This is a genomic window from Synechococcus sp. JA-2-3B'a(2-13) (genome assembly GCF_000013225.1).
Taxonomy (GTDB): Bacteria; Cyanobacteriota; Cyanobacteriia; order Thermostichales; family Thermostichaceae; genus Thermostichus.
In genome coordinates this window covers 696,757-719,219 of sequence record NC_007776.1, presented here as the reverse complement: position 1 = coordinate 719,219, position 22,463 = coordinate 696,757, and the positions used below count along the sequence as shown (strand labels likewise).

Sequence of the window (22,463 nt, the reverse complement as noted above, 5' to 3'; positions counted from 1 at the left end):
GTAGTGTAAATTTTTAGCTTTTCCCAGAACCAACACTAACTCTGTTGCCCCCACCCTCTATACTGAGAAGGTGAGTTTTCAGATGAACCCTGTGATGAAGCTGGGATCCAAATCCTGGGGATGGGCGCTGGGCCTGCTGGGCGTGGCCTTGGTCGGTTGTGGTGCCGATGCGCTGACGGCCAGTACTCCGCCGCCGCCTTTGATCACCAGCAGCGATATCCCTTCTGTGGTACATCGGAACGGCTTTTTGGAGCTGGGGGTTTCGGTATCGGTGCCGGGCCGGATCCCGGCGGAGCTGGCGTTTCAGGTGTCGTGGTCGGGGATTGAGGTTCAGACGCTATCGGCAGCCCAGGTGAATTGTGTGTCGGGAGAGGTGTTCTGTACAACCCGCTTCCGCATTCGCCCTCCCCTGAGCTTGGTGCCTGGCTCCTACCTGCTCAGCTTGCGGGTCTTCGACCGGTTGGGTCAAAGTGCTGCGGTGACCGGGACGGTGCTGCTCAGGGATCCCTGAGGTCGCCCTATCCTTGCCCAGCCTTGAGAAAGCGGTGCGGTTCCCGTTCCCATAAGCATTGCGTAGCAGTAGGTAGCAGTATGAGGTGCCGTAGGCATAGCACCTGATACATTTACGCTGAACACTGCTGAACATCACTGTTCAACTATGCAGCGATAGCATTCTGTTTGTTTCCATTCGCGTTAGCGGGACGGAGTCCAAACAGAATGGCGGTATCCCGCAAAGCTTTGAGTAGAATACCCAAAGCGCAGTTTCCGTGTCGTCTTACTACCAATTTTCTGCTTTGCTTTGGCTACCATGTTGGCAGACTCGAAAGTAAACAGAAAGATCAACTGGTAGTAATCCGTACTGAACATATTATACATTATTTTCAGTATAGTTGAGCTTATTATTGACTAGAGTCATGCTCTGCCCAAGCTTTGAATGGGTAAGGGATCCCTTCAGCGGGGGGGAAATACTTTTTGGCGAACATCGTCGGCGAAAGCTTCCACTGCTTCTCGGATCGCCTGTCTCAAATTGGTATAGGCCTTGGCAAAAGGGGGGAGCCGCTCGCTCAGCCCCAGCAGGTCGTGGGTGACCAAAATCTGCCCATCGCAGGCCGGCCCGGCTCCAATGCCCAGGGTTGGGATCCCCACTTGGGCCGAGATTTGGGCAGCCAATTCCGCCGGCATGTGCTCCAGAACCAGGGCAAATGCCCCTGCTTGTTCCAGGCTGAGGGCCTCTTGTCGCAGACGCTCCGCCTCCGGAGTGGTTTTTCCCTGCTGGCGATAGCCTCCCAGTTGATGTTTGGCCTGCGGAGTGAGGCCGATATGACCCAAAACCGGGATCCCCCGCTGCACCAGAAAGGCCACCGTTTCCACCATGTCGGGGTAGCCCCCCTCCAGCTTGACCCCGTTGACTCCTGCCTCCTTCATCAACCGCCCTGCTGAGAGGAGAGCTTGTTCTTTGTGGACTTGATAAGTCAAGAAGGGCAAGTCGGCCACCAAAAAGGCCCGTTCTACCCCGCGGCGCACCGCCTGGGCGTGATGGAGCATCTGTTCCAGCGTCAGGGGCAGGGTGCTGGTATACCCCAAGTGGGTCATGGCCAAGCTGTCGCCCACCAGGATCAAGTCGATCCCAGCCTGATCCAAAATCTGAGCGGTGGCGTAGTCGGCAGCCGTGAGGGCCACCAAAGGTTGACCCGCCTGTTTGGCCTGGCGAAAGTGGTGAATGGATAGAGCAGCCATATCCCTATGATCTCATCTGGGCGTTCCCGCCAGCGGTGCGGAGCACTTTCCCATCAACCGCACCCCGTGGGGGAAGCAAGCTTGGCTTTGAGGCTGGGAAGAAGCAGGAGACTCGGTTTGCCGTTAAGATGGTAAAGCCCCACAGCTGACTGGAAGGGTGACAGAGTGGTTGATTGTGACGCTCTCGAAAAGCGTTGTGACTGCAAGGTCACCGTGGGTTCGAATCCCACCCCTTCCGTCTTCAGGCATACAGTTTTAGAACGCCTTGCCCAGCTAGGGCCTCTGGGATTTTTGGGGATCCCACCCAAGCCCTTCGCATCAGCGGTGCGGTTCCCCCATAACACTTTGGCATGGAGCCAAGGTCAAGGTTGGATGGGGTTCTTGGCCTTTCTTCTAGAGTCTTATGTTCACCGCTCCTGCTCTCTCTGCCCAACTGCATCCGCTCATTCAGGGCTTATCTGAGGCAATCCTGAACGTTTGGGGATCTACCCTCACCCTAGCCCCCTATCCTCTGCCTGAAGATCTGGGCTACGTGGAAGGCCGCCTAGAGGGTGAGAAATTGCAAATTGAAAACCGCTGCTACCAAGGGGATCCCTTTCGCAAACTGCACCTGGAGCTGGCCCAGGCCGGGCAGAGCCTGGATATTCTCCATTGCGTTATGTTTCCGCAGCCGCAGTACCCGCTGCCGCTGTTCGGTTGCGACATTGTGGTCGGTCGCGGACAGGTGAGCGCCGCCATTGTCGATCTCTCGCCGGTGACCCCCAGCTTGCCCGATCTCTATATCCAGGAGCTGGAAGCGTTGGGATCCCATCTCGTCCCTTTCCAACACCGGCGCCGGTTGCCGGAGTGGGGCACGATTTTTTCTCCCTACTGTCTGTTCGTGCGTCCTGCCGACGAAGCAGAGGCCGACCGCTTTTTGCACTTTGCCCGCCGTTTCCTGGAAATTCACTGCCGGCTGGCGCAGCAGATCCCCCCACAGACGGATCCCGGCCAGATTTTGGCCCACTACCAGGGGCAGCAGCGCTATTGCAGCCAGCAACAGCAGAACGACCGCACCCGCCGCGTTTTGGAAAAAGCCTTCGGTCCCGCCTGGGCAGAGCGCTACATGAACACCGTCCTTTTCGATTTGCCTCCCAGTCCCGTGCAGATCTAGGCGGGATCCCCTTGCAGCCGCTGCTGGATGCTCAAGGCCAATTTTTGCCCCAGGAACTCCGGCATGGTTGGAGTTGAATCCGGCCCCAGCAAGTAGAAAATAAAGCGCGTCTGCTTGCGGCGGAGCATCAAGTTGAGGTTAACAACGGTCAAATCCTCCTGCGCGAGGGCCGTCATCACCCGGTAAAACGCGCCCGGCTGGTTGTCCACATCCACCAAAAGTGTGGGCAAATGAAACACTGGGTCAAAGTAAAAAGAAACCTGCGCCTCTTTCAGGCCGGCCTTGAGATCAAACTCCAGCGCCAAGGTTTCATGAACGCGAAACACACCCGCCAGGCATTCGTGAATGGCCCGTTCTAGGCTGAGCTTGGTTTGGGAAGAAAGGCTGTGGCCATCGCGGGAGACAATGGTGCGGATAAACACCAGGTGTGGTGAGTAGATCTGCCCATAGAGATGAATGCCATGCACCGAGAGATTAAAAGCGGTGAACACCCCAAACAGATCGCTGAGCAGAGAAGGTCGGTTGCGGTAGGCCAGACAGACCACCGTCTTGCGACCTTCGTCCTGCACCTGTACCACCGCCTTGCGGGTCTGGTAGAGGGTGTAAGCCAAGCGCAGATTTTGGGCCTGTACCTCGCTGCTGACAAACTGGCTGTAAAAAGGCGGAAAGCTCTGGTTAAAACGCCGCATCAGAGCGGATCGCGTCAGCGGCACGGAGTCCTTGCGGGTGCTGACTTTGAGCGGCTGAAGATCTTCATGGGCAGCCCTCTTCCGCGCTTCCCGATCCCCGGCAACTCCTAGAGAAGCCACCTTGGGCTGGGGAGTGCCCTGCTGTGCTGATTGCTCATCAGTTGACATCGACCTCGCCACCTGCGTTGCTCCTTCTCCATCGTTGCTCAGTACGCCCCAGCCAAACCCCATCTATCCGCAAAATCACTGAGGCTCGGAACGAATGTCAACGCTGCATCCAATTCTTGTTCAATGCTTTTGGACTTAATCTATCTCACAGGGCTGAGCTGGTCATCCAAAGAGCCGCTGAGGGTCATCCCCCAATTGGGGGGCTCCCCCCCTTTTTTCGCTGCTGAACCGACGGCGTAAGCCTTCAAATCCTAGGATAGCCGGGATAGCTGGAGTAGGCTCTTAAAGCCTAAACTATGGATTGAGTAGAGTGCTGCAATTTTTGATATAAAGTACCGCATTGTGTGTAGCTGGCTTGGCGACTTGGAGCGCCATCTTGTTAGCCATCACTTTGGTTTTCCTTTAGGTTTGTGAAGGGATCCCTGTGAGCAGAACTGTTGCCAATCCCACTCCGTTTTCGCCCGCACAAGCGCCGGATCCCGGTGGAGCCTGGTGGGATATCAGTCTCATCGCCTCCCCTGCCCAAGAAGACCTGATCTTTTGGCGGCTGGAGAATTTTGGCTGTCGGGGCATGACCAGCCAAGCCTATGGCGAAGATCAGATTTGCATTCACGCCTATCTGCCTTGGCCTCACGTCAGCCTCTTGGATTTGGCAGCCCTCTCCCTGCGCCTGCAGCAGGATGCCCTCATTGCCGGTCAGCGGGTTCCCAAGCTGCGCTGGGAACGCATAGAGGCGGAAGATTGGAGCAGCAGTTGGAAGCAGCACTGGCAGCCCCAACCCATCGGGGATAAGTTGCTCATTTGTCCGGCCTGGCTGGATCCGCCCCCTCACCCCGGTCGGCACCTGTTGCGGCTGGATCCCGGTATGGCCTTCGGCACGGGCACTCACCCCACCACGCAGCTCTGTCTGGAGTCGCTGGAGATGCGCCTGGAGAGCTGGGGAGGGGATCCCCCGGCGGCGACGCTGGCGGATGTGGGCTGTGGATCCGGCATTTTGTCGTTGGCGGCGGCCCTGTTGGGGGTGAAGCGGGTGTTTGCGGTGGACATCGACCCCCTGGCGGTGCAAGCCACGATGCACAACCGCGATCTCAACGGCCTGACGGATCGCATTGTGGTCGCTCAGGGCAGCCTGGAGCAGATTCCCGAAATGGTGGATGGGCTGGTGTGCAACATCCTGGCAGATGTGATCCTGGATATGATCCCGGAGTTTCGGCTGGTGGTGAAGGAGGGGGGATGGCTGATCCTCAGCGGCATCCTCATCGAGCAGGCCAAGTTGGTGGCGGAGATGCTGGAGGCCAACGAATGGGTGGTGGCAGCCCTCTGGCGACGGGGGGAATGGTGTTGTCTGAACGCACGCATGACCTGAGCGCTTTGCCCCGGTTGGCGATTGACCCGGCGCAGCGGGATCCGAGTGGTGTTCTCCGTTTAACCGGCCCGCAACAGCACTACTTGCAGCGGGTGCGCCGCCTCAGGCCAGGGGATCTCTTTTTGGTTTTGGACGGCTCAGGCAAGCTGTGGGCGGCCCGTTGGCAAGCTCAGGGATCCCAAATTGTGGGCGAGGTGGAGACGCTGCCGCGGGAATTGCCCGTTTTTTTGCATCTGGGCTTGGCGGTGGTCAAAGGGCAGGGGTTTGACGAGGTGCTCCGCCAGGTTACCGAGCTGGGGGTGGCGCGAATTACCCCCCTGCTGACAGAGCGCACCGTGTTGGAACCGGGATCTGGGCGGCAGGAACGCTGGCAAAAAATTGTGCGGGAGGCCGCAGAACAATGTGAGCGGTTGCGCTGGCCTCAGGTCGATCCCCCCACCCCTTGGACAAGTTGGCTGGCGGAGCTGCAAGCCGTTCGCGCTACTCGGACGGAGTCCTTCTGGTGGGGTATAGCCGTGGCGCGCGAGAACGCCCCCCTGCTGGTGCAGGCCCTGCCAAAGCTGCAGATCCCGGCCTTGGCCATAGCCATTGGCCCAGAAGGGGGCTGGACGGTTGCCGAACGTCGGCAGGCTGAGGAATATGGGGGAGTGTCCGTCTCCCTTGGCCCTACCATCTTGCGAGCCACCACCGCCGCTGTTGTTGCCACCAGCCAAATTGCCGCCACCTACTCCTGGTTGGACTCGAGCTTGGATCGGGGTCATTTGGCTCCGCTAGCGACGGGGAGTGTTGTCGCCGATAATCAATAACTAGGCCGTTTGCGTCAGCGGGACGGAGTCCTTTGACGAGAACAGCCATTGGCATAGCAGGCGGCCAGGCCCACCCCAGGGAGGGAGAACGAGAATGGAGATGATCCAGGCGGTGCGGGGCACCCGAGATATTCTGCCGCAGGAGGTGCGGCTCTGGCAGCAGGTGGAAGCCAGCGCCCGAGAGATCCTGGGACGGGCCAACTACCAAGAAATTCGCACCCCCATCCTGGAGTTGACGGAGCTCTTTGCCCGCAGCATTGGCAGTGCCACTGACGTGGTGGGCAAGGAGATGTACTCCTTCAGCACCCGTGGCGAGCAAGAGGTGAGCCTGCGCCCAGAGAACACAGCAGGTGTGGTGCGGGCCTACATCCAGCACGGGCTGCAAACGGCTGGAGATGTGCAACGCCTCTGGTATTGTGGGCCGATGTTTCGCTATGAGCGTCCCCAGGCGGGGCGGCAACGCCAGTTCCACCAGTTGGGGGTAGAGCTGCTGGGCAGCCGGGATCCCCGCGCCGATGCGGAAGTCATCGCCTTGGCCTGGGAGCTGTTGCAAGCGGTGGGGGCGGAGAACCTGAGCTTGCGGCTCAATTCCCTGGGGGATCTGCAGGATCGGCGGGCCTATCGCCAGGCCCTGGTGGACTACCTCACTCCCTTGCGGGAGAAGCTGGATCCTGACTCCCAAGAGCGTCTCACCCGCAACCCGCTGCGCATTCTGGATAGCAAGGATCCCCGCACCCGCGAGATTGCCGAGGGGGCCCCCAAGCTGCCGGATTACCTCGGCCCAGAATCGCGGGCTTTCTTCGAGCAGGTGCAAGCTCACCTGCAGATGTTGGATATTCCCTACCAGTTGGATCCCTACTTGGTGCGGGGCCTGGACTACTACACCGACACCGCCTTTGAGATCGTCTCACCTGACTTGGGATCCCAGAGTACCGTCTGTGGGGGTGGTCGCTACGACGGCTTGGTGGAAGAGCTGGGCGGACCTTCTACCCCAGCGGTGGGCTGGGCCGTCGGCATGGAGCGGCTGGTGCTGCTGTTGCAAAAGAAACAAGGGGAGGCTCCGCCAGCACCGGTCGAGGTTTACGTGATCTCCCGTGGGGCGAAGGCTGAGGCCCAATCCCTCCGGATCGCTCAAGCGCTGCGCCGAGCCGGTTTCTGCACCGAGCTGGATCTGAGCGGCAGCGCCTTTGGCAAGCAGTTCAAACGGGCCAGCCGCAGCGGCGCAACTTGGGCTGTTGTGCTAGGGGATGCGGAAGCTGCAGCCGGAGAGGTACAGCTTAAGCACCTGCCTACAGGGCAACAGCAAACCCTTTTGCAAGCCGATCTGGTTAAGTATCTGGCATCCCATTCGGGTCAGCAGTGCGGAGCACCTAAGGTGATGGAGCTATGTTAAATTTCTGGGTTCGGCGGGACGGCCAGGAAGACTGGCAGCCAGTACCAGCCGAGGGAGCAGTTCTGGAAGAAGATACCTACACCATTGTTGCCCGTTCGCCCCAGCCCCACTTCACCATCACGGTGGAAGTCCGGCAGCGTCCTCTAGGGCCACAGAATCAGGGCCCCAACACCGGCACGACTCCTCCACAGGTCCAAACCCGTTCTGTGCGCACCAACGATGAAGGGATCGGCATTATTTTGCCTGCCAGCCGCCTCACCCCTGGGTTTTGGGAATTGCACTGCCGAGATGCCGACTTGATCGCAGAACTGTTCGGTGAAACCGAGTTGGACAATTGTCTCCGTTTTCAGGTTGTGCCTGCCCCTCTGGAGCCGGAACGAGGGATCCCTGCCCCGGTGGCTGAAGAGGCCGGGTTTGAGCCCCCCCAGAAAAAAGAGGTCGCCATCCCGCCAGAGCTGTTTTCCCTAATGCACAGTGAATTGGAGGGATCCCCGGAGGAGGTGCTGGTGTTGACGGGGCGGATCGGCTGCAGCGGCGAGCTGCGGGTACAGGTTTGGCCAGAAGGGGAGGAGAGGCCGCTTTTCCAGGGACAACGGCAAATTCAACTCCCGGCGGGGGCGCGGACGGCGGTGTTCAGCATCCCCATCACCCTGCCCAGCCAAGTGTGGGCCCGTCCTTTACGGGGAGAACTGGCCCTTACTCCCTCCTCCTGGTGGGATCCAGAGCCGTCGCCTCAGACCCTGACCATCCCCTTTTCCATTCGCTGTCGCAGCCAAGAGGCAGGACTTCTTGGCGCAGGGATCCCCCTCCCGCAGCAGCAAGAGGAAGAGAGGCTGGCCGATGCTGCCAGTCCTGCCTCGACCGCAACCCTGCTCTCTCCCGAACGAACCTTGCAAAAGCTGCTGCGCATCTGGCAGCACAGTGCTCCTGCTGGAGGGGATCCCGGCTCGACTCAGCCGGCAGAGCCCTCTGCTAAGGCCGCACCCGAACCTAACCCCCAGCCTGCGGCGCCGATTTCCCCTCTTCCCTCACCCCCCCAAGCTGAGCCAATGGGCGAGGATGCCGCCCTGCCAGCCCCAGCAGGGAGCCCGGCCACCCCACCTCCGCCTGCATTCGCCCTGCCTGCCACCAGCAAGGACACCAAAAACTCGCCCCCGCCGCCAGAAGTGTGCCCGGCGCCACAACTGCTGGTGCCTGAGCAATTGCGAGCGGGCGACAATTTCGATGTGGTGCTGCGTTTGCCGGCCTTGGCCCCTGCCTCCGCCGCCGGCGCCGCCTCCCAGCCACCTTATTGGATCAAGTTTTGGGTCAAGCATGGCCGCACTCGCTCTTTGGTGGATGGCCCCCGTTGGTTGCTGGACTTCTCCCGTGACGAGCAGGGGCAGTGGCAAGCCCTCACCCGCATGACCATCCCTCCCGGAGTCCCTGAGCTGATCTTTGAAGCTTGGGCCGTCAGCCCGGATCGTCAGCAGCAGAGTGACCGAGTTACAGAGCGCCGCTCCATACTGCCTTGAAGCCTGGCTCAGTCGCTGTCTTGGACGGAACGCACCATCAGCACGGGGCAGCCGATGTGAACCCGCACATAGTCAGAGATGGAACGCCCCAACAGCCGATCCAAATCGGGAATGCTGCGGGCAATGGTAGGTCGGCGGTCAGGGGATCCCATCACCAGCAGATCGGCCTTGCTTTCTTCAGCCAGGCGGACAATCTCCGTAGCCGGATCCCCGACGGCAGTTAACACTTGGTGGCCGATTTGCCGGTTTTTGAGGATGTCGATTGCCCGATCTAGAGCCTCATCTCTACCTGGGTTGTCGGCATCCAACTGCACAGAGGCCAGGAAGATCTGGGCCCCTTGAATGCCGGAGATCAAGTCAAGGGCCGTGGCAAAGGCGGCCTGGGCAGCGGGGGAGTTGTTGAGGGCCACCATGACATGGCTGGGGTATTTGACGTAGGCGTCGTCTTTGACCAGCAGCATTGGGCAGGAGGCGAGCTGGAACACATATTGGCTCACCGAGTTCTGCAAAATGGCCATGATGCGGTTGCGCCCCCGGGATCCCATCACAATCAGCGGATTGGGCAGGGACTCGGCCACCTGCAGCACCACCACCTTGGGATCCCCTTCCACCAGTTGCGTGCTGATCTTTAGCCCTGGGCGGGGGGGGAAAGTCTGCAGGGTTTGGGCCAGCAGTTCCTGCCCCTTTTGCCAGGCAGCCCGCATCTCCTCGGCAGAGGTCTGGGAAGGCACCGCATGCAGCAATGTCACGTGGCACTGGGCAAAGGCCGGCAGAGACAGAAGGGTATGCACCATTTGCTCAGTGGGGCCGCTGCCGTCGATAGCGGCAATGAGGTTCTCAAATCGAGGCATGGGATCCGTTCTCCGGGCCGTAGTTTGCCAAGACTCATCCTAGATCTGCCCCTGCGGATCCCTGTTACCGTAGGGGATGTCCTGCAACATTTTGTTGGGTTTCAGTAACTTAGCCACACATAGCCGGTGAAGCCGCCGCCGGCATTGGTGTTGCGACCGGCCAGGAACTGAAACCCTCCCAAGCCCAGCGTTAACCCTCCCTCCAACCGCCAGTTGAGCTGGCCCGAAAGCTTGAGGTTGTCGTAGTCGGGATCCTGAACCGCCAAATCTCCAAACAGCAAAGGTGCACCGTTGCCCAAGGTAAAATCTCCATCCAAAGCCAGGATGGCCTGCAGCTCAGGAGTCAGGTCTGCCCCGAAGGTCAGGTTGGCCTTGACCCGATCCCCGGGATAGCCCAAGTAATCTCGGAACGTGAGGCAGGAGTCGAAAAAGGCAGGCAGGGATCCCAACTGGGTATTGGCCGCCACCCCAACTTTGAGATCGTAGCCGAAAACACCGTACCCCAAGGGCAGGGGAATGTCTTGGGTGGCATATCCGGGCGGGATCAAGGCCGTTAGCTGAGCCGAGAAGAAGGGATCCCCGTTCCCCCAAGTATGGCGCAGGCCCAGTTCCAGATCCCGCAGGCCCTGGTTGCGCTGGGTAACGGTGTCAGCCCCGCTGGCAAAGCGATTTTCGATGAAAACGTAGCTGGTGTTGAGGTTGAGAGTGAGCTGATCGCTAAGGCCAGTCTCGGCGAAAAGGTTGAGGCGGGTTTCTCCGTACTCCGAAAGGGCCGGCTGCAGGCGTCCCCCCTGATCAAAGCGGGTGCGAGGCCGATAGACCTCCGGCTGCAGCGAAAAAAAAGTCTTGCCGGCACCGCGGGGAAAACCGCATCCTGCCCAGGCCGGCAGCTCCGGCGGCATTGCACTAACCACTAGACTCGCCAGCAGGCTTGCCCTTAGAAATCTCAGCTTCTCCATGGCAGGGATCCCGGCAGCTTCAGGGGGATTGTATCCCTAGGATCAAGATTTGGGCCAAGATCCGGGACAAAACCGGCTTTGGAACGACTGCTAACTATGAGGTGGCAGCCGGTAGGCCCACCTGTGCCCGGAATTGGCGAGCGGCGGTCAGCGCTCCGAAGGGATCCCCCTTATACAGGCCGTAGTGCATGAGAGAAAAGCGCCGCAGCCCCAGTTGAGACACTTCCTGCAGCCACTCCGGCTGGCTCATGAGCTGAAAGTCTGTATGGACGGTGTCGGCCCGTCCGCCGCTGGGGTGCTTGTCCTTAATCGATGGCTCGTAGTGGGCCAACATCAGGTTGGAGTGGATGGGGGAAAACAGGCGGCAACAGAGGCGGATCTGCTCCGGGTTACCGGGATCCGGGCCGTTCAACTCTGGATTAAACTCTCCGGGCCGCCGCTGGCGCATCGACTGGAAGGCGATCCCGTCCATTTGGCTCATAGTCTCGGCAAAGGGCTCCACCATGCTGCGGCCTGCCCCCTGGGAAGGGTCGTCAAAGGTGGCAATCCAGCCCCCCCAGCACAGGGCCACTTCGGCCTCTGGCAGCCGCTCTTTGATGGCCTGTCGGGCTTTGAGGACATTGCGCATCAGGGCTTGGTAGTAGAAAGCAGTGTCGGCGTTGTAGGTATCTGCTGGGATCCGCCAATAGGAAAACTCCGTGGCCAGGCTCCAATAGGTAGGGCGGCCCTGAGGATTGGCTTGGGCAATATAGCCCGCCAGCTCGGCCACGTCCTCCACAAATTGCGGGGAGATGTGATAGTCGCCGCAGGGGCGGTGGGTGTCGTCTTCCCAGGTGATGACATGCAGGGTATAGCCCCGCTCAAACCACTGCCGCAAGAGCCCAGCCTGGTGCCAGTTGCGCCAAAAGGAGAGATCTCCCTGGCGGTGATCAAAGCTGTTCAGCCAACCGCTCAGGAAATGGGGATCCCACCCCTGCGCCACTGCCGCCACCTGCGGATCCGACTCGATTTCCCAGAGGAAGCGACCGGGATCCTCGCCAATGCCCACCTGCCAGCGGGCCAGCAGCTCTGACAAGTTCATGCTTCCCGTCTCGGCATTTTCCGGGCTGCGACTCCCCTGCTGACTCAAAAACTCCTGGCCACAGCCGGCAACCCCATAGGCAGCCAGCAGCGCTCCGCCCGCTTGCAGCACCTGTCGCCGCTGCCAGGATCGTCTCCTTTTCATCTCCTCTCCTCCTGCGGTTCCTCTTGGTGTTGGCGAGCCCACAGCCGCACTTGGGGGGAGCTATAAACCTCCCTGAAGCCCGGCAGCCCCTCAAAATTGAGCTCAGGCCAAAATTGCAGGATGCGATCGGCGCTCCGCAAGGGATCCGCCAGCCCCGCTACCAAGAGGTAGTCCACCCTTTCCTGGGGATGCTGAAGGGCCAGGGCAAACTCGTACTGGTGAGGAGTAAGGAAAGAGCGGGGATCCCTTGCCCAAAAGATAGCCTCAAAGTGGATGTCGTCGTCCACCAGCACTTTTTGTCCGGGCAACAGGTGGCGATAGAGATACTGCCCAACCTGGCGCTTTTCCTGCCGCAGCCTCCGCCAGTCTTCTAGGGCTTGCCCAGCAGAGGTTACTTCATACAGGTTTTGGGCAGCTTCCAACTCGCCACTAAGGGGCACTAACCCTGCCACCAGCCGCTCCCAGAGATCCCGCTCCTCGGCCACCAGGGGCATGAAGAAACCCGGCTCTTGGCTCACCCCATAACCGGCAGTGAGGCAGTTCAACCCCAAGAGGGCAGTGATCAACAGGCGCTTAGCCCAGCCGGGGCCGGCTCCGCGACACAAGTAGGCGCCCATCAGCAAAGGCAGCGGCACCCAGAAAAGGCCAAAGCGGCTCAGCTCCCGCAAAAACAGCCCCTGCCCTAGAGAAGCCAGCAGGATGACCAGCGGCATCCCCCAGACCAGAGCCCATACCCAGCGACCCGGGCCTCGGCCCAGCAGGGATCCCAGCCCCAACAGCAGATAGGCAGGGGCCAGCACCGCCAGCCATTTCCCAGCCTCCAGCACCCCCCGCCAGCCACCCGCCTGCTGCAAGTCTTCCCGCAATTGCGGCAGCCGCAGACCGCTGCCCACCTGGTAGGTGAAAGCCCAGGGATCCCCTACCGACAGCCAATTCACATACAGCCAGCTCAGGATCAAGGCTAGGCTGACAAAGCCGGCCACCAACAGCGAGGCCCAGCGAAACCCCCAGACTTCTCGGCGAAAGGCCACCAGCAGCAGCATCCCCGCCCAGGGCAGCAGCCATCCGCTTTCCCAGCGCAGCACCATCAGGGGCCCCAGCGCCAGCCCAACGAGCAGCAGCCTCAGGGTAATAGGCAGCTCATCCCCTGCCGCCACTGACTTCCCCGCTGCTCGTTTCTCGTCAGCCAGGGGAAACAACAAGGCCATGTTTACCCCCAGCAAAAGCGAGGTGGCCGTCCAAGCGGGGCTGCGCAGCAGCATCAAGATCAAAGTCGGCTGCACCACCATCAACAAACCCCACAGCCAGCACCATCCCACCTCCACCGGCAAACGGCGTAACTGCCGCCACACCCAGCCCAGCAGCAAAGAGCCCAAGATGGTCTGCAGCAACAGCGGGGATCGTCCCAGAATGGCCGTAGCCAGCACCAGCAAGGGAGGAAAGGTGGTGCCCACAATGGGCAGGCGCGGATCCGGCCCCAAAACCGCCACGGATCCCTTGTAGCCGAGAAACTGCATCTCCAAGCTCACCCAGCCCCAGCCCTCCTTCAAACCCCACAGAAGGCTAGCCAGCAGCAGAAACAGGATCCCGGTAGACCCGAAGAGCTGCAAGAAAGCCCTGAGCCTGTTGAGAAACATGGGTTACTTCAGTAGCTTCAAGAATTTAGAATTAATTGGAGATTAATTGGAGGGTAACTGGTTAAATCGCCAATCGAGCCTCAAGAGCTATTTAGTGTTAATGAGAACATGTCTCAAGTAGGGCGTGGGGATGGGCTGACGTGTCTAGGCACTGGACACAGGGATAGACTAGCATTCCCTGTCTTGAGAGTCTTTTTCTACGAGTTTTGGCGTAGGCCAATTCAGCCATATTGTCGATGAGGAGGTCTCGGACGCTGAGAGAGAATGAGGGTGACTTTGCGAGGACATGATCTTATGTTGCAGGCTGTGCGGGACGTGAATGAAGCAGCAGTTCCAGCGCTTGAGCTGGTGCCCTCTCAAGCAGAGACCCGTCCCTGGGGATCCTTCTGGGTTTTGGATGAAGGCCCGATGTACAAGATCAAGCGCATCGAGGTGAAGCCTGGCCATCGGCTCAGCCTGCAGATGCACTACCACCGCAGCGAGCACTGGATCGTGGTCAGGGGCACAGCGAAGGTTACCCGTGGAGAAGAGGTGATGCTGCTGAGCTCCAACGAGTCCACCTACATTCCCCCCTGCACCAAGCACCGCCTGGAAAACCCCGGCACCCTTCCCTTGGTGTTGATCGAGGTGCAAAACGGGGAATATCTCGGGGAGGACGACATTGTGCGCTTTGAGGATGACTACGCCCGCCAGTAAAGGGATCCCCTGGGCATCCGAATCTACGGTTTGTGCGTAAAGACCCCCGAAAGCTTACAGATTTCTGCATGTTGGGCAAACTTGGGTCAGGTGGGCCAAGGGGCTTGCCTGCCTCAAACAAGTTGGGGATCAACAAGAGGGGGTCAAGGTGACGCAGAAGGCAAGACAGTGGGCTTTGTGGGTTGCCGGTTTGCTTTGGTGTTGCGGGCCGACGGCTGTCCACGCAGCGGAAGTCATTTCTCTGCAAAGGCTGGGCTACGACCGCTCGGTGCTGCTGCAAGGAGCTAACCCGCGTCTAGATATCGGGATCCCTGCTCCCCTGAACGGTGTTGACCCTGAGGCCAGCTTTGTGCAGTTGCGCCTGGATCCCTCGCCGGTGCTCAAGCCCACGTCCACGGTGCGGGTGCTGATCAACGAGGAGCTAATGGGCCTTTTTCTGGTGCGGGACCTGCGGCAGGAGCCGGTGGTGCGAGTGCCCATCCCCAGCTTGGCGCGGAGCGAGCGCTTCATCACCTTGTCGGTGCAGCCTTTCCTGAGCATCAGCGACGATATTTGCGCCGACTTGAATACCGGCAATTTGCTGCTGACGGTAGGGCGGGATAGTTTCTTTGAGCTGGCGCCCCTCGTTCCTGATGCCACGGTGGCCGGTTTTCTGGGCCGGCTGTATCCTCAGGTTACTTTGGTAGTGCCGGCTGACCTCACTCCTGAAGCGGCGGAAGCAGCTCTGTGGCTGTACAGCCTCCTTTCTCACCTGTTTCCGCAAACGCCCATCCTGTGGAGCAACCGTCCGAAGCAGGGGGCACAGGTGATCTTAGAGCCGGCCAATTTCACCCCCCACTTGCAGCATCAAATTACCCCAGAGGGATCCCGCCTGCGAGTGGCCGCCCGCCGGGAAGCTATTCTTGCTCTCTATGAAGAATGGAAGCGGGCGGGGCTGGTCAGCCGCGGCATCCAGGTGACAAGGGTGGCGGATCTGGAGAGAGCGCTCAGGGCCAACCGCCTTAGCTTGCGGGAGTTGGGTATTGTGGATCCGCTGCTGCGGGGGTTTGGCAGCCAGTCTTTGGTCTTCAACTTCAACCTGTCCCAATTGGGGGGACGACCGCGGGATCTGGCGGCGCAACTGGATGTGATCATGAACCCGGTGGATGGCCGGGTGGGGGATCGTCTCACCGGCTACGTGTTCTTGAATGGCGTTCTGTTGCGCACCTACAACCTAACCGGGCGCACCCAGCTCAACGAAACTGTGACCCTGCCCACCCGCCTGCTGCGCCGCTTTAATCAACTGGAGCTCCGCTTTGACTATGGCGCCAGCCCCGGTAATTGCCAGGGATCCCTGACCCCGCTGACTTTGCAAGTGCGCTCGGATAGCTCTGGCTTTATCTGGAGCGGCTACCAAGCCCCCACTGGCGAGCTGCAGGAGATCCCGGCGGTGCTTCGAGGATCCGGCCAAGTGTGGGTAGGGGATCCCCAACTGCTGCCGGCTGCCGCCTACCTGGTCGGTGCCCTCAGCCGGCTGGCTGCCCGACCCCTGCTGCCCACCCTTGAGGTTTTGCCCAAAGAGGAAGCCAACCTGGAGACGGGGAACTTTGCCTGGCAGGTGATCGTGGCTGGGCCAGATCAGGTGGAGCTTAATAGCCCCATCCGGCTGGGATCCCAGTTTGAAATCATCAATCCCCTCAACCGGCAGGTGGCCTTGGCCGCTCAGCCTCAAGAAAACCTCGGCCTTTTGCAGTACTTTCTCCTGAAAGGTAAGCCGAACCTTTGGCTTTCCTGGTGGGGATCTGACCCGGCTTTGGCAGAGCGCCTCAGCCGCGGCCTTGCCGATCCGCGCACCCGCCTGGCCAACCAGCTACAGGGAAACGTGCTCACCGCCTATGCCGCTGCCCCCGATCTCACCCAAGTACAGAGCTGGGATCTCACGCCGGCAGGCTATCGAGTGCGCTACCCCGGTCGCTTCAGTTGGCAGCTTTTGTTGTGGCAATACCGCTATTGGTTAGTGCTGCTGCTGGCCCTTTTGCTGGCAGTAGGAGCCTGGAATACCTACCAACGCTTGGCCCGCCGCCCTGAGTCGCCCACCCTTTCCTAGGGGGGTTGGCAGAGGACTTCCGGTTAAACCAGACTTGAGCCAAGCAAGGACTCCGTCCCACTTGCGCGAATAGGGTTTCCAGCCATGCTCCAGTCCCTCAAATCCTCGCTTTTGCGCACGGGCTACCTTACCCGGCAGCAATTGGCTGAGGCTGAGGAGTATCGCGAAGCAGCTAGTTGCTCCTTGCCTAGGGCTCTTTGGAGCTTGCGAGTCATGCACCCGGGCAAGTTTGTCAACTTGTGTCGCCAGATTCTGGACCGGCCTAGGCTGAGAGACTGGCTGCTCAAGCACTCCCTAGATCCAGAGCTGCCTTGGCTGATTGAGCCTATTGATTTGGTGCCGGTGCGCTTTTTGCCCTGTGGCTGGCTCGACCCGCAAACTGTTGTGGTGGCCACAGAAGAGCCGGGCTTCCCCGCCATTTGGCAGTCTGTGAAACACCTGTGCCCGGAAGCAGAAAAACTCTGGGAGATCCCAGCCACTGAAAAGCAGATCCTGACGGTCATCCTTGAGCGCAAGCTGGCCGCCGAGCTGCTGGGCAGCCGTCTTACCTTAGAGCAGTGGCAGCAGGCTTTGGAGATCCGCCGCCGCACCGGCTCCAGCCTGGGGCAGGTGCTGACCCGGCTGAGCTACCTCTCCACCCCCGAGTATCTCAGCATCCTAGCCCATTTGCTGGGCTACCCCGCTGTCTCAGAACTAATGGGGACAGGGCTGCTCCACCGCGACGAGAGCCTGAGCCGGCAGTTTGATCCCGAGGTGATGATGCGCCACCTCTTCTACCCCTTGAGCTGGACGGATGAGCACACCCTTACAGTGATGGTCAATGACCCCCTGGACTGGGTGGTGGATGAGCTGCTCTACAGCTGGCGGCCAGGCTTGCGGATTGAAAAGGTGCTGGGCACCGAGCAGGATATCACGCAACTGCTCAGCCAAGACCAGGGATCCCGCTTCAGCCAAGAGGCGGTGTACAAGCTGATGGCCCGCCTGCCGGAGGAATCGGCCTCGCGGGTGTTTACTCCTTCTCAGATTGCAGTGGGCTACGGCCTGCTGCTGCTATTTCTATTGGGGTTGGCCACTGCTCCCTGGACGACTCTGACCATTTTGGTGCTGCTGATCAATCTTTTTTACGTCGCTTCGATCCTGTTCAAACTGCTGCTCAGCCTAGTGGGATCCGCCGATCGCTTCCACCAGATTACCGATGAGGAAGTAGCCGCTTTGGATGATCGCGACTTGCCTATCTACACCATCCTGGTGCCGGTCTACAAAGAGCCGGAAGTAATGCCGATTTTGATCAAGTCTCTCTCTAAGCTGGATTACCCCCACGAGCGGTTGGATGTGCTTATTCTGTTGGAGGAAAACGACCGAGACACCATTGAGGCAGCTCGAGCTGCCAAGCCCCCCCGCTACGTGCGCCTGCTGTTGGTGCCCGACAGCAAACCCAAGACCAAACCCAAAGCCTGCAACTACGGCCTGGCCTTTGCCCGTGGCGAATATCTCACCATCTACGACGCTGAAGACATTCCGGATCCAGACCAACTCAAAAAAGCAGTCATTGCCTTCCGAAAAGGGGATCCCAGCTTGGTCTGCGTCCAGGCTGCCCTCAACTACTTCAACCGCAGCGAGAACTTCCTCACCCGCATGTTCACCCTGGAGTATTCCTATTGGTTTGATTACCTTCTGCCGGGTTTGGAAACTCTCAGAATGCCGATCCCCTTGGGTGGCACCAGCAACCACTTTCGCACTGACCGCCTGCGGGAGCTGCAGGGATGGGATCCGTTCAACGTCACTGAAGACGCCGACTTGGGCATCCGCGCCAGCCAGCACGGCTATACGGTGGGGGTGATCAACTCCACCACTTATGAAGAGGCCAACTGTGCCGTTAAAAACTGGATCCGGCAGCGCTCCCGCTGGATCAAAGGCTACATGCAAACTTGGCTGGTCCACAACCGCAACCCCCTGCGCTCCTTGCGCAAGCTGGGCCTCAAAAACTGGCTATCCTACCAATTTTTTATCGGGGGCAGCTTCTTTACCTTTCTCACCAGCCCCATCATGTGGCTGCTGTTTATTTACTGGCTGCTCACCCGCGCCCATTGGCTGCAAAACCTATTTCCCAGTTGGCTGGTTTATCTGGGCTTGTTTAACCTCCTGGTGGGCAACGCCATTGGGATTTACCTGAACCTGGTCGCGGTCTTCCGCCGCGGTTACTACGATCTGGCTTTCTATGCTCTGCTCAACCCCATCTACTGGCAACTGCACTCTATGGCAGCTTACATGGCCCTGTGGCAGCTTTTCACCAAGCCCTTCTACTGGGAAAAGACCATCCACGGGCTGAGCAAGTTTACCCATGCCAAAGTCCAGGAAGCTGCTCATAAAGCAGCCTAGGCTACTGAATCGGTTTCCCAAGCAGTGGTGACGAAGTGAGGACAGCCAGCACCCTTCTAGAAGCTGTAGTCCGAGTCTACGATCACAGCACAACCACTGGGGTGGAGACAGCTAGCCATGATCACCTTGACGGAAAAGTTGCCCTCGTAGGGCGCCTGCACGATGGGGAAATCGTCCAACAGTTCATCTGCAGCCACCACCCGACCGCTGGCATCGTAAAGCACCAGATCCACATCGAAGCAATCCTGGTCGCACTGCGCCCAGATGTTTTCACCTCGGTAGAAGTAGCCTGTAACTACGGTCGATTGTCCATTAAGAAGCCACAAACTACGGCTCTGAGCCCAGGCGGCAGCGCCCCCGATAACTGTGGCCGCTCCTATTAAGCTTGCCACCAACCAGCCCCGCACCGAAGCCATAAGACTGCCCTCCCTACTGAAAAACGGAGATAGATTTTCTACAGGGATCCACCTCAACGCCCACACTCTAGCACCCAGATCCGTTTCTCCCGAATGATTCAGATCACGTTAAGGATCTTAAGAATCTCATGCTGAAAATCGCGAAAAAGAGTTACAAAAAAAGGGATCCCGAGTAGAGCAGGGATCCCTCAATTCTGACCAGAAATCCGGCGAAGCTCCCGCATCGGTCTGGCCGACTTCTCATTGCGGCAAATTCAGTTCCCCCCTTCGCCCTAAGGGATCCGTCAAAACACTGCCGGTAGGGCCTTTGATTTGAATGGTGCAGCGGCTGCCGGACACTTCAATAACGTTGTAGTTGGGCACCGCCAGCTCCAAAAAGCGCAAGTTGCCCGTCGTTACCCCTGGGATCCCGCTCACTTGCGGATTGGTCGGGTTCACCGGTGCCAAAAAGCCGTTCACAATCCGGTAATACAGGCGGCTGGCATTGGGGATCCCCAGTTGATTGCCCAGCTCGTCAATGCTCAGGGCCGTAACGCTCCGCCCGGTGGGGCCAGTCCACACTTCCCAGATGGGGTTGCTGCTGCCGGGGTTGACCTGTCCGATGAAGCCGGCATGGTTGTTGCCGGTCAAGAACACCACGTTGCGGATGTTGTTGCTCTCGATAAAGTCAATGACTTCCTGCCGCTCCAGCCAGTAGCCTTCCCAAACATCGTTGGAGCGGAAATAGGTCACCGTGATGGGAAACTCGCTGACGATGAACTTGTAGGTGGCGGTGGAGTTGCGCAGGCCGTTGAACAGCCACTGCTTCTGCGGATTGCCCAAGAGGGTACGGGGCGTGCGGCGCAGCAGGTTAAACAGGGCTTGTTCGGAGCCGGGTGGGCCGAAGAAAAGGGTTTCCTGTTCGGGCGTAAGACGAATGCCAGCCAGCTCCAAAAAGCGCTGCCGGGTCAGGCCGGGGGGCAAAATGGGCAAAATGGGGGTGACCGCCGCCAAATCCCGGTACTGGCGCAGATCCAGGATAAAGACTTCGGCATTGGCCCCGTAGCGGAAGCTGCGAAACAGCCGATCCCGGCTATCCACACCGGCCACATCTGTCAGGTTGGGGGTAATGGGGTTGTACTCAAAAAAAGCCTGGTAGCCCAGCACCTTGAGATCTTCCACATCGCGGGTTTGCCCGGTGGTGTCGTTCAGCTGAGTGGCCCGGCCACCGCGGGCCTTCTGGCCACTGTAGTTGTCAATCACCTCGTGATCGTCCCAGTTGACAACAAAGGAAGTCCGGCCAAACAGTTGCGCGAACTCCCGCCCGGCATAGTTGGGATCCCGCTGATCCCGATAGAGGCTGCGGTAGAACTCCAGATTGCCGATGGGATCTAACCCCAGCCAGAAGCGATCGGCGTAGACGGTATCGCCGTTAAAGGAAATGAAATCGATATCGCCGCGGCTGACTTCTGCCAGCATGGCTGCCCCAATAGGAAAGGGAGGCTCGTTGGCACAACTGATGTGTAAGAAGCGAATGGGTCGTCCATCCCCAGGAGCTGGCAGGGTGCGAAACTGGCCTACAGGGCTGGTAAACCCCTCGCTGACAAACCGGTAGAAGTAGCGCTGCGCTGGCCTCAAGCCGGTGACGACGGCGCGGGCAATGTAGTCGCCTGGCTCAGTGCGGTAGTTGCGGCCCGCCACACGGCGAGCAGTAAGCGAAACTTGTTGCGAAATGGGGTTGAACTCGGAATTCTCAGCCACCTGCAACGTCACCGCAACCGTATCTGTCGCGCTGGCCGGGATCACCCGCGTGGAAAGCACCGCCCCTTCCGAGGTGGGATCCCCGGCAAATACCCCTTGGGGAAATCCAGGCTCTCCCAGGGGGGGAATCGAGGAACTGGAGGTGCCTCCACAGGCAGCCAGGGCGGCTGCCCCACCTCCAAACATCAGCAACTGCAGGAAAAAGCGACGGGAACGCAGGGAACTCATAGGGCCCACCTCAGGGACACAGGCAAATGTAAAGGGATCCGCAACAAAGGCCAATCGCCTTTTTAGTCAAGCACTTTTGCCCCCAAGCTGAGGTTGTGGGCAGGTGAAGGTTGGGTTAGGGTTGGTTTAACGGCTCTGACCCCTGCGCCCAGGTTCCCCACGGCCTTTTCACAGAGCTTGCTGAGAAGGCTAAAATTTCATTACAGTTTTTCCTGCTTTTGCCCCATTTTTGCGGTTTTGCGTTCCTTAGACTTCTTGTTGACCCTGCCGAAGGAGGGATCGTCGTGGCTACGGAGACTCTGGTCAAGCCTTCTGTAACCCCAAAGCACATGCCCATGTACCGGGTGTTGCTGCACAACGACGATGTCAACACCATGGAGTACGTGGTGCAGGTGCTGGTGAAGGTGATCCCGGCGATGATGCCGCCGCAAGCCACTGAGATCATGCTGGAAGCCCACCACAACGGCGTTGCTGTGGTGATCGTGGTGCCGCGGGAGCACGCGGAGTTTTACTGTGAGCAGTTGCGTCAGCACGGCCTCACCAGCTCCATTGAGCCGGAACGCTAAGCAGGAGCGGTTGGGGTGGGCCTGCTGATTGCAAAACTCAAGGCTTTGCCCTTGCCGCTGCGGCTGTTGCTGTTTTTGGGGATCCCCCTCCTAGCCTGGCTGCCGTGGGTCGGGCTGGGGGGGTGGTTTTTTCCGGAAGCGCGAGCCTACCTGTGGCTGCCCCTGTATGCCTTGCTGCTGGTCTGGCTGGGGCTGTGGGGATCTGGATTTGCTGCCTATGGGCTAGATAGCAGTTGGGCCTGTCGGGGCGGGATCCTCTGGGGCCTGGGGATCGGGGTCGGGGGGCTTTTCTTGCTTTTGGGCCTGGAGGGATCCCTGGGTTGGCTGAGTTGGAGGGCGGTAGGAGGGGGATCCCTGCTGGTCTATGGGTTGCTGGGGTTGCTTTTGGGCTTGGGGGTGGCGCTGGCGGAGGAGCTGTTTTTTCGCGGCTGGCTGCTGCAGGAGATGCTGCTGGACTACGGTTGCAGCACTGCGGTGTGGGGATCCAGCTTCCTGTTTGCTATGGCCCATTTCCTGAAGCCTTTGCCTGAGATTCTCGCCACCTGGCCGCAATTTCCCGGACTGTGGCTGATGGGGCTGCTGCTGGTGCAGGCGAGGGTCTGGAACCAAAACAAGCTGGGCTTAAGCCTGGGGCTGCACGCGGGTTGGGTATGGGGCATGGTCTGGGTCAACAACTTGGCCTGGATAGACTACACCGGCAGGGTGCCCGAGTGGCTGACCGGGATCGGCGGCAACCCCTTGGCCGGGCTGATGGGCTTGCTTTTTCTAGGAGGGACTTTCGCATTTCTCAACGGCCTGGCTCAAGCTGGCTGGCTACCGGCAGACCTGGAAAAGCGTTGATTGAGCTGATCGAT

19 protein-coding genes and 1 tRNA gene are annotated in these 22,463 nt (G+C 59.5%); 12 read left to right on the top strand and 8 right to left on the bottom strand.

Annotation, left to right across the window (positions count from 1 at the left end; all coding sequences use genetic code 11):
* The first annotated feature begins 82 nt into the window (after nucleotides 1–82).
* A complete protein-coding gene (locus CYB_RS03325; protein WP_011432344.1) occupies nucleotides 83–511 on the top strand; it encodes a hypothetical protein in 429 nt (142 codons plus the stop codon).
* A 440-nt stretch (nucleotides 512–951) separates the two neighbouring features.
* On the opposite strand, the gene panB is transcribed toward CYB_RS03325, so the two are convergent.
* Nucleotides 952–1,737, bottom strand: coding sequence for a 3-methyl-2-oxobutanoate hydroxymethyltransferase (gene panB / locus CYB_RS03320; protein ID WP_011432343.1), 786 nt, complete (start codon nucleotides 1,735–1,737; stop codon nucleotides 952–954).
* Between the two features lie 151 nt (nucleotides 1,738–1,888).
* Here panB and CYB_RS14695 point away from each other — a divergent pair.
* Both CYB_RS14695 and CYB_RS03315 read left to right on the top strand, forming a co-directional pair.
* Nucleotides 1,889–1,975: transfer RNA gene (locus CYB_RS14695), tRNA-Ser, on the top strand.
* A 165-nt stretch (nucleotides 1,976–2,140) separates the two neighbouring features.
* Entirely contained in the window at nucleotides 2,141–2,890 is a 750-nt protein-coding gene (locus tag CYB_RS03315) for a phycocyanobilin:ferredoxin oxidoreductase (RefSeq protein ID WP_011432342.1), read from the top strand.
* Here the strand turns inward: CYB_RS03315 and CYB_RS03310 are convergent.
* The gene (locus tag CYB_RS03310; RefSeq protein ID WP_011432341.1) at nucleotides 2,887–3,747 is read right to left on the bottom strand and encodes a hypothetical protein; all 861 of its coding nucleotides are present in this window, start codon (nucleotides 3,745–3,747) and stop codon (nucleotides 2,887–2,889) included. The genes CYB_RS03315 and CYB_RS03310 overlap by 4 nt on opposite strands.
* A gap of 532 nt (nucleotides 3,748–4,279) precedes the next feature.
* Here CYB_RS03310 and prmA point away from each other — a divergent pair.
* The 4 genes from prmA (at nucleotide 4,280) to CYB_RS03290 (ending at nucleotide 8,826) form a co-directional block, all read left to right on the top strand.
* Nucleotides 4,280–5,113, top strand: coding sequence for a 50S ribosomal protein L11 methyltransferase (prmA, locus tag CYB_RS03305; protein ID WP_238376966.1), 834 nt, complete (start codon nucleotides 4,280–4,282; stop codon nucleotides 5,111–5,113).
* Complete coding sequence (locus tag CYB_RS03300) at nucleotides 5,083–5,919, top strand: 16S rRNA (uracil(1498)-N(3))-methyltransferase (RefSeq protein WP_071818141.1); 837 nt, start codon at nucleotides 5,083–5,085, stop codon at nucleotides 5,917–5,919. The genes prmA and CYB_RS03300 overlap by 31 nt, the downstream gene beginning before the upstream one ends.
* A gap of 94 nt (nucleotides 5,920–6,013) precedes the next feature.
* Nucleotides 6,014–7,312, top strand: coding sequence for a histidine--tRNA ligase (gene hisS, locus CYB_RS03295; protein ID WP_011432337.1), 1,299 nt, complete (start codon nucleotides 6,014–6,016; stop codon nucleotides 7,310–7,312).
* Nucleotides 7,306–8,826: a hypothetical protein gene (locus tag CYB_RS03290; RefSeq protein WP_011432336.1), complete on the top strand. Its 1,521-nt coding sequence runs from the start codon at nucleotides 7,306–7,308 to the stop codon at nucleotides 8,824–8,826. Before hisS ends, CYB_RS03290 begins: the two co-directional genes overlap by 7 nt.
* An 8-nt stretch (nucleotides 8,827–8,834) precedes the next feature.
* Here the strand turns inward: CYB_RS03290 and CYB_RS03285 are convergent, their stop codons facing one another.
* From CYB_RS03285 to CYB_RS03270, 4 genes are all read right to left on the bottom strand, one after another.
* Nucleotides 8,835–9,677 (bottom strand): universal stress protein, encoded by an 843-nt coding sequence (locus CYB_RS03285; RefSeq protein ID WP_011432335.1) that lies wholly within the window; start codon nucleotides 9,675–9,677, stop codon nucleotides 8,835–8,837.
* A 101-nt stretch (nucleotides 9,678–9,778) separates the two neighbouring features.
* Nucleotides 9,779–10,591, bottom strand: coding sequence for a hypothetical protein (locus tag CYB_RS03280; protein WP_187147262.1), 813 nt, complete (start codon nucleotides 10,589–10,591; stop codon nucleotides 9,779–9,781).
* A gap of 139 nt (nucleotides 10,592–10,730) precedes the next feature.
* Nucleotides 10,731–11,861 (bottom strand): hypothetical protein, encoded by a 1,131-nt coding sequence (locus CYB_RS03275; RefSeq protein ID WP_011432333.1) that lies wholly within the window; start codon nucleotides 11,859–11,861, stop codon nucleotides 10,731–10,733.
* On the bottom strand, nucleotides 11,858–13,498 hold the full coding sequence (locus tag CYB_RS03270) for a hypothetical protein (protein ID WP_083757631.1): 1,641 nt from the start codon (nucleotides 13,496–13,498) through the stop codon (nucleotides 11,858–11,860). Before CYB_RS03270 ends, CYB_RS03275 begins: the two co-directional genes overlap by 4 nt.
* 294 nt (nucleotides 13,499–13,792) lie before the next feature.
* Here CYB_RS03270 and CYB_RS03265 point away from each other — a divergent pair, with 294 nt between their 5' ends.
* From CYB_RS03265 to CYB_RS03255, 3 genes are all read left to right on the top strand, one after another.
* On the top strand, nucleotides 13,793–14,194 hold the full coding sequence (locus CYB_RS03265; RefSeq protein ID WP_148202691.1) for a cupin domain-containing protein: 402 nt from the start codon (nucleotides 13,793–13,795) through the stop codon (nucleotides 14,192–14,194).
* A 148-nt stretch (nucleotides 14,195–14,342) separates the two neighbouring features.
* On the top strand, nucleotides 14,343–16,280 hold the full coding sequence (locus CYB_RS03260; protein WP_011432330.1) for a cellulose biosynthesis cyclic di-GMP-binding regulatory protein BcsB: 1,938 nt from the start codon (nucleotides 14,343–14,345) through the stop codon (nucleotides 16,278–16,280).
* Between the two features lie 84 nt (nucleotides 16,281–16,364).
* Entirely contained in the window at nucleotides 16,365–18,659 is a 2,295-nt protein-coding gene (locus CYB_RS03255) for a glycosyltransferase (RefSeq protein ID WP_011432329.1), read from the top strand.
* A gap of 56 nt (nucleotides 18,660–18,715) precedes the next feature.
* On the opposite strand, the gene CYB_RS03250 is transcribed toward CYB_RS03255, so the two are convergent.
* Nucleotides 18,716–19,075 (bottom strand): hypothetical protein, encoded by a 360-nt coding sequence (locus CYB_RS03250; protein WP_011432328.1) that lies wholly within the window; start codon nucleotides 19,073–19,075, stop codon nucleotides 18,716–18,718.
* A 240-nt stretch (nucleotides 19,076–19,315) separates the two neighbouring features.
* Nucleotides 19,316–21,043 (bottom strand): alkaline phosphatase D family protein, encoded by a 1,728-nt coding sequence (locus tag CYB_RS03245; protein ID WP_011432327.1) that lies wholly within the window; start codon nucleotides 21,041–21,043, stop codon nucleotides 19,316–19,318.
* Nucleotides 21,044–21,327: 284 nt separating this feature from the next.
* Between CYB_RS03245 and clpS the strand changes: the two genes are divergently transcribed.
* Nucleotides 21,328–21,609 (top strand): ATP-dependent Clp protease adapter ClpS, encoded by a 282-nt coding sequence (gene clpS / locus CYB_RS03240; protein WP_011432326.1) that lies wholly within the window; start codon nucleotides 21,328–21,330, stop codon nucleotides 21,607–21,609.
* A 15-nt stretch (nucleotides 21,610–21,624) separates the two neighbouring features.
* A complete protein-coding gene (locus CYB_RS03235; RefSeq protein WP_011432325.1) occupies nucleotides 21,625–22,449 on the top strand; it encodes a CPBP family intramembrane glutamic endopeptidase in 825 nt (274 codons plus the stop codon).
* Nucleotides 22,450–22,463: the final 14 nt, after the last annotated feature.

Coding starts and splice junctions, on each gene's coding strand:
- CYB_RS03325 (WP_011432344.1), top strand. CDS start 83: ATGAACCCTGTGATGAAGCTGGGATCCAAATCCTGGGGATGGGCGCTG.
- panB (WP_011432343.1), bottom strand. CDS start 1,737: ATGGCTGCTCTATCCATTCACCACTTTCGCCAGGCCAAACAGGCGGGT.
- CYB_RS03315 (WP_011432342.1), top strand. CDS start 2,141: ATGTTCACCGCTCCTGCTCTCTCTGCCCAACTGCATCCGCTCATTCAG.
- CYB_RS03310 (WP_011432341.1), bottom strand. CDS start 3,747: ATGTCAACTGATGAGCAATCAGCACAGCAGGGCACTCCCCAGCCCAAG.
- CYB_RS03300 (WP_071818141.1), top strand. CDS start 5,083: ATGGTGTTGTCTGAACGCACGCATGACCTGAGCGCTTTGCCCCGGTTG.
- hisS (WP_011432337.1), top strand. CDS start 6,014: ATGGAGATGATCCAGGCGGTGCGGGGCACCCGAGATATTCTGCCGCAG.
- CYB_RS03290 (WP_011432336.1), top strand. CDS start 7,306: ATGTTAAATTTCTGGGTTCGGCGGGACGGCCAGGAAGACTGGCAGCCA.
- CYB_RS03285 (WP_011432335.1), bottom strand. CDS start 9,677: ATGCCTCGATTTGAGAACCTCATTGCCGCTATCGACGGCAGCGGCCCC.
- CYB_RS03275 (WP_011432333.1), bottom strand. CDS start 11,861: ATGAAAAGGAGACGATCCTGGCAGCGGCGACAGGTGCTGCAAGCGGGC.
- CYB_RS03270 (WP_083757631.1), bottom strand. CDS start 13,498: ATGTTTCTCAACAGGCTCAGGGCTTTCTTGCAGCTCTTCGGGTCTACC.
- CYB_RS03265 (WP_148202691.1), top strand. CDS start 13,793: ATGTTGCAGGCTGTGCGGGACGTGAATGAAGCAGCAGTTCCAGCGCTT.
- CYB_RS03255 (WP_011432329.1), top strand. CDS start 16,365: ATGCTCCAGTCCCTCAAATCCTCGCTTTTGCGCACGGGCTACCTTACC.
- CYB_RS03250 (WP_011432328.1), bottom strand. CDS start 19,075: ATGGCTTCGGTGCGGGGCTGGTTGGTGGCAAGCTTAATAGGAGCGGCC.
- CYB_RS03245 (WP_011432327.1), bottom strand. CDS start 21,043: ATGAGTTCCCTGCGTTCCCGTCGCTTTTTCCTGCAGTTGCTGATGTTT.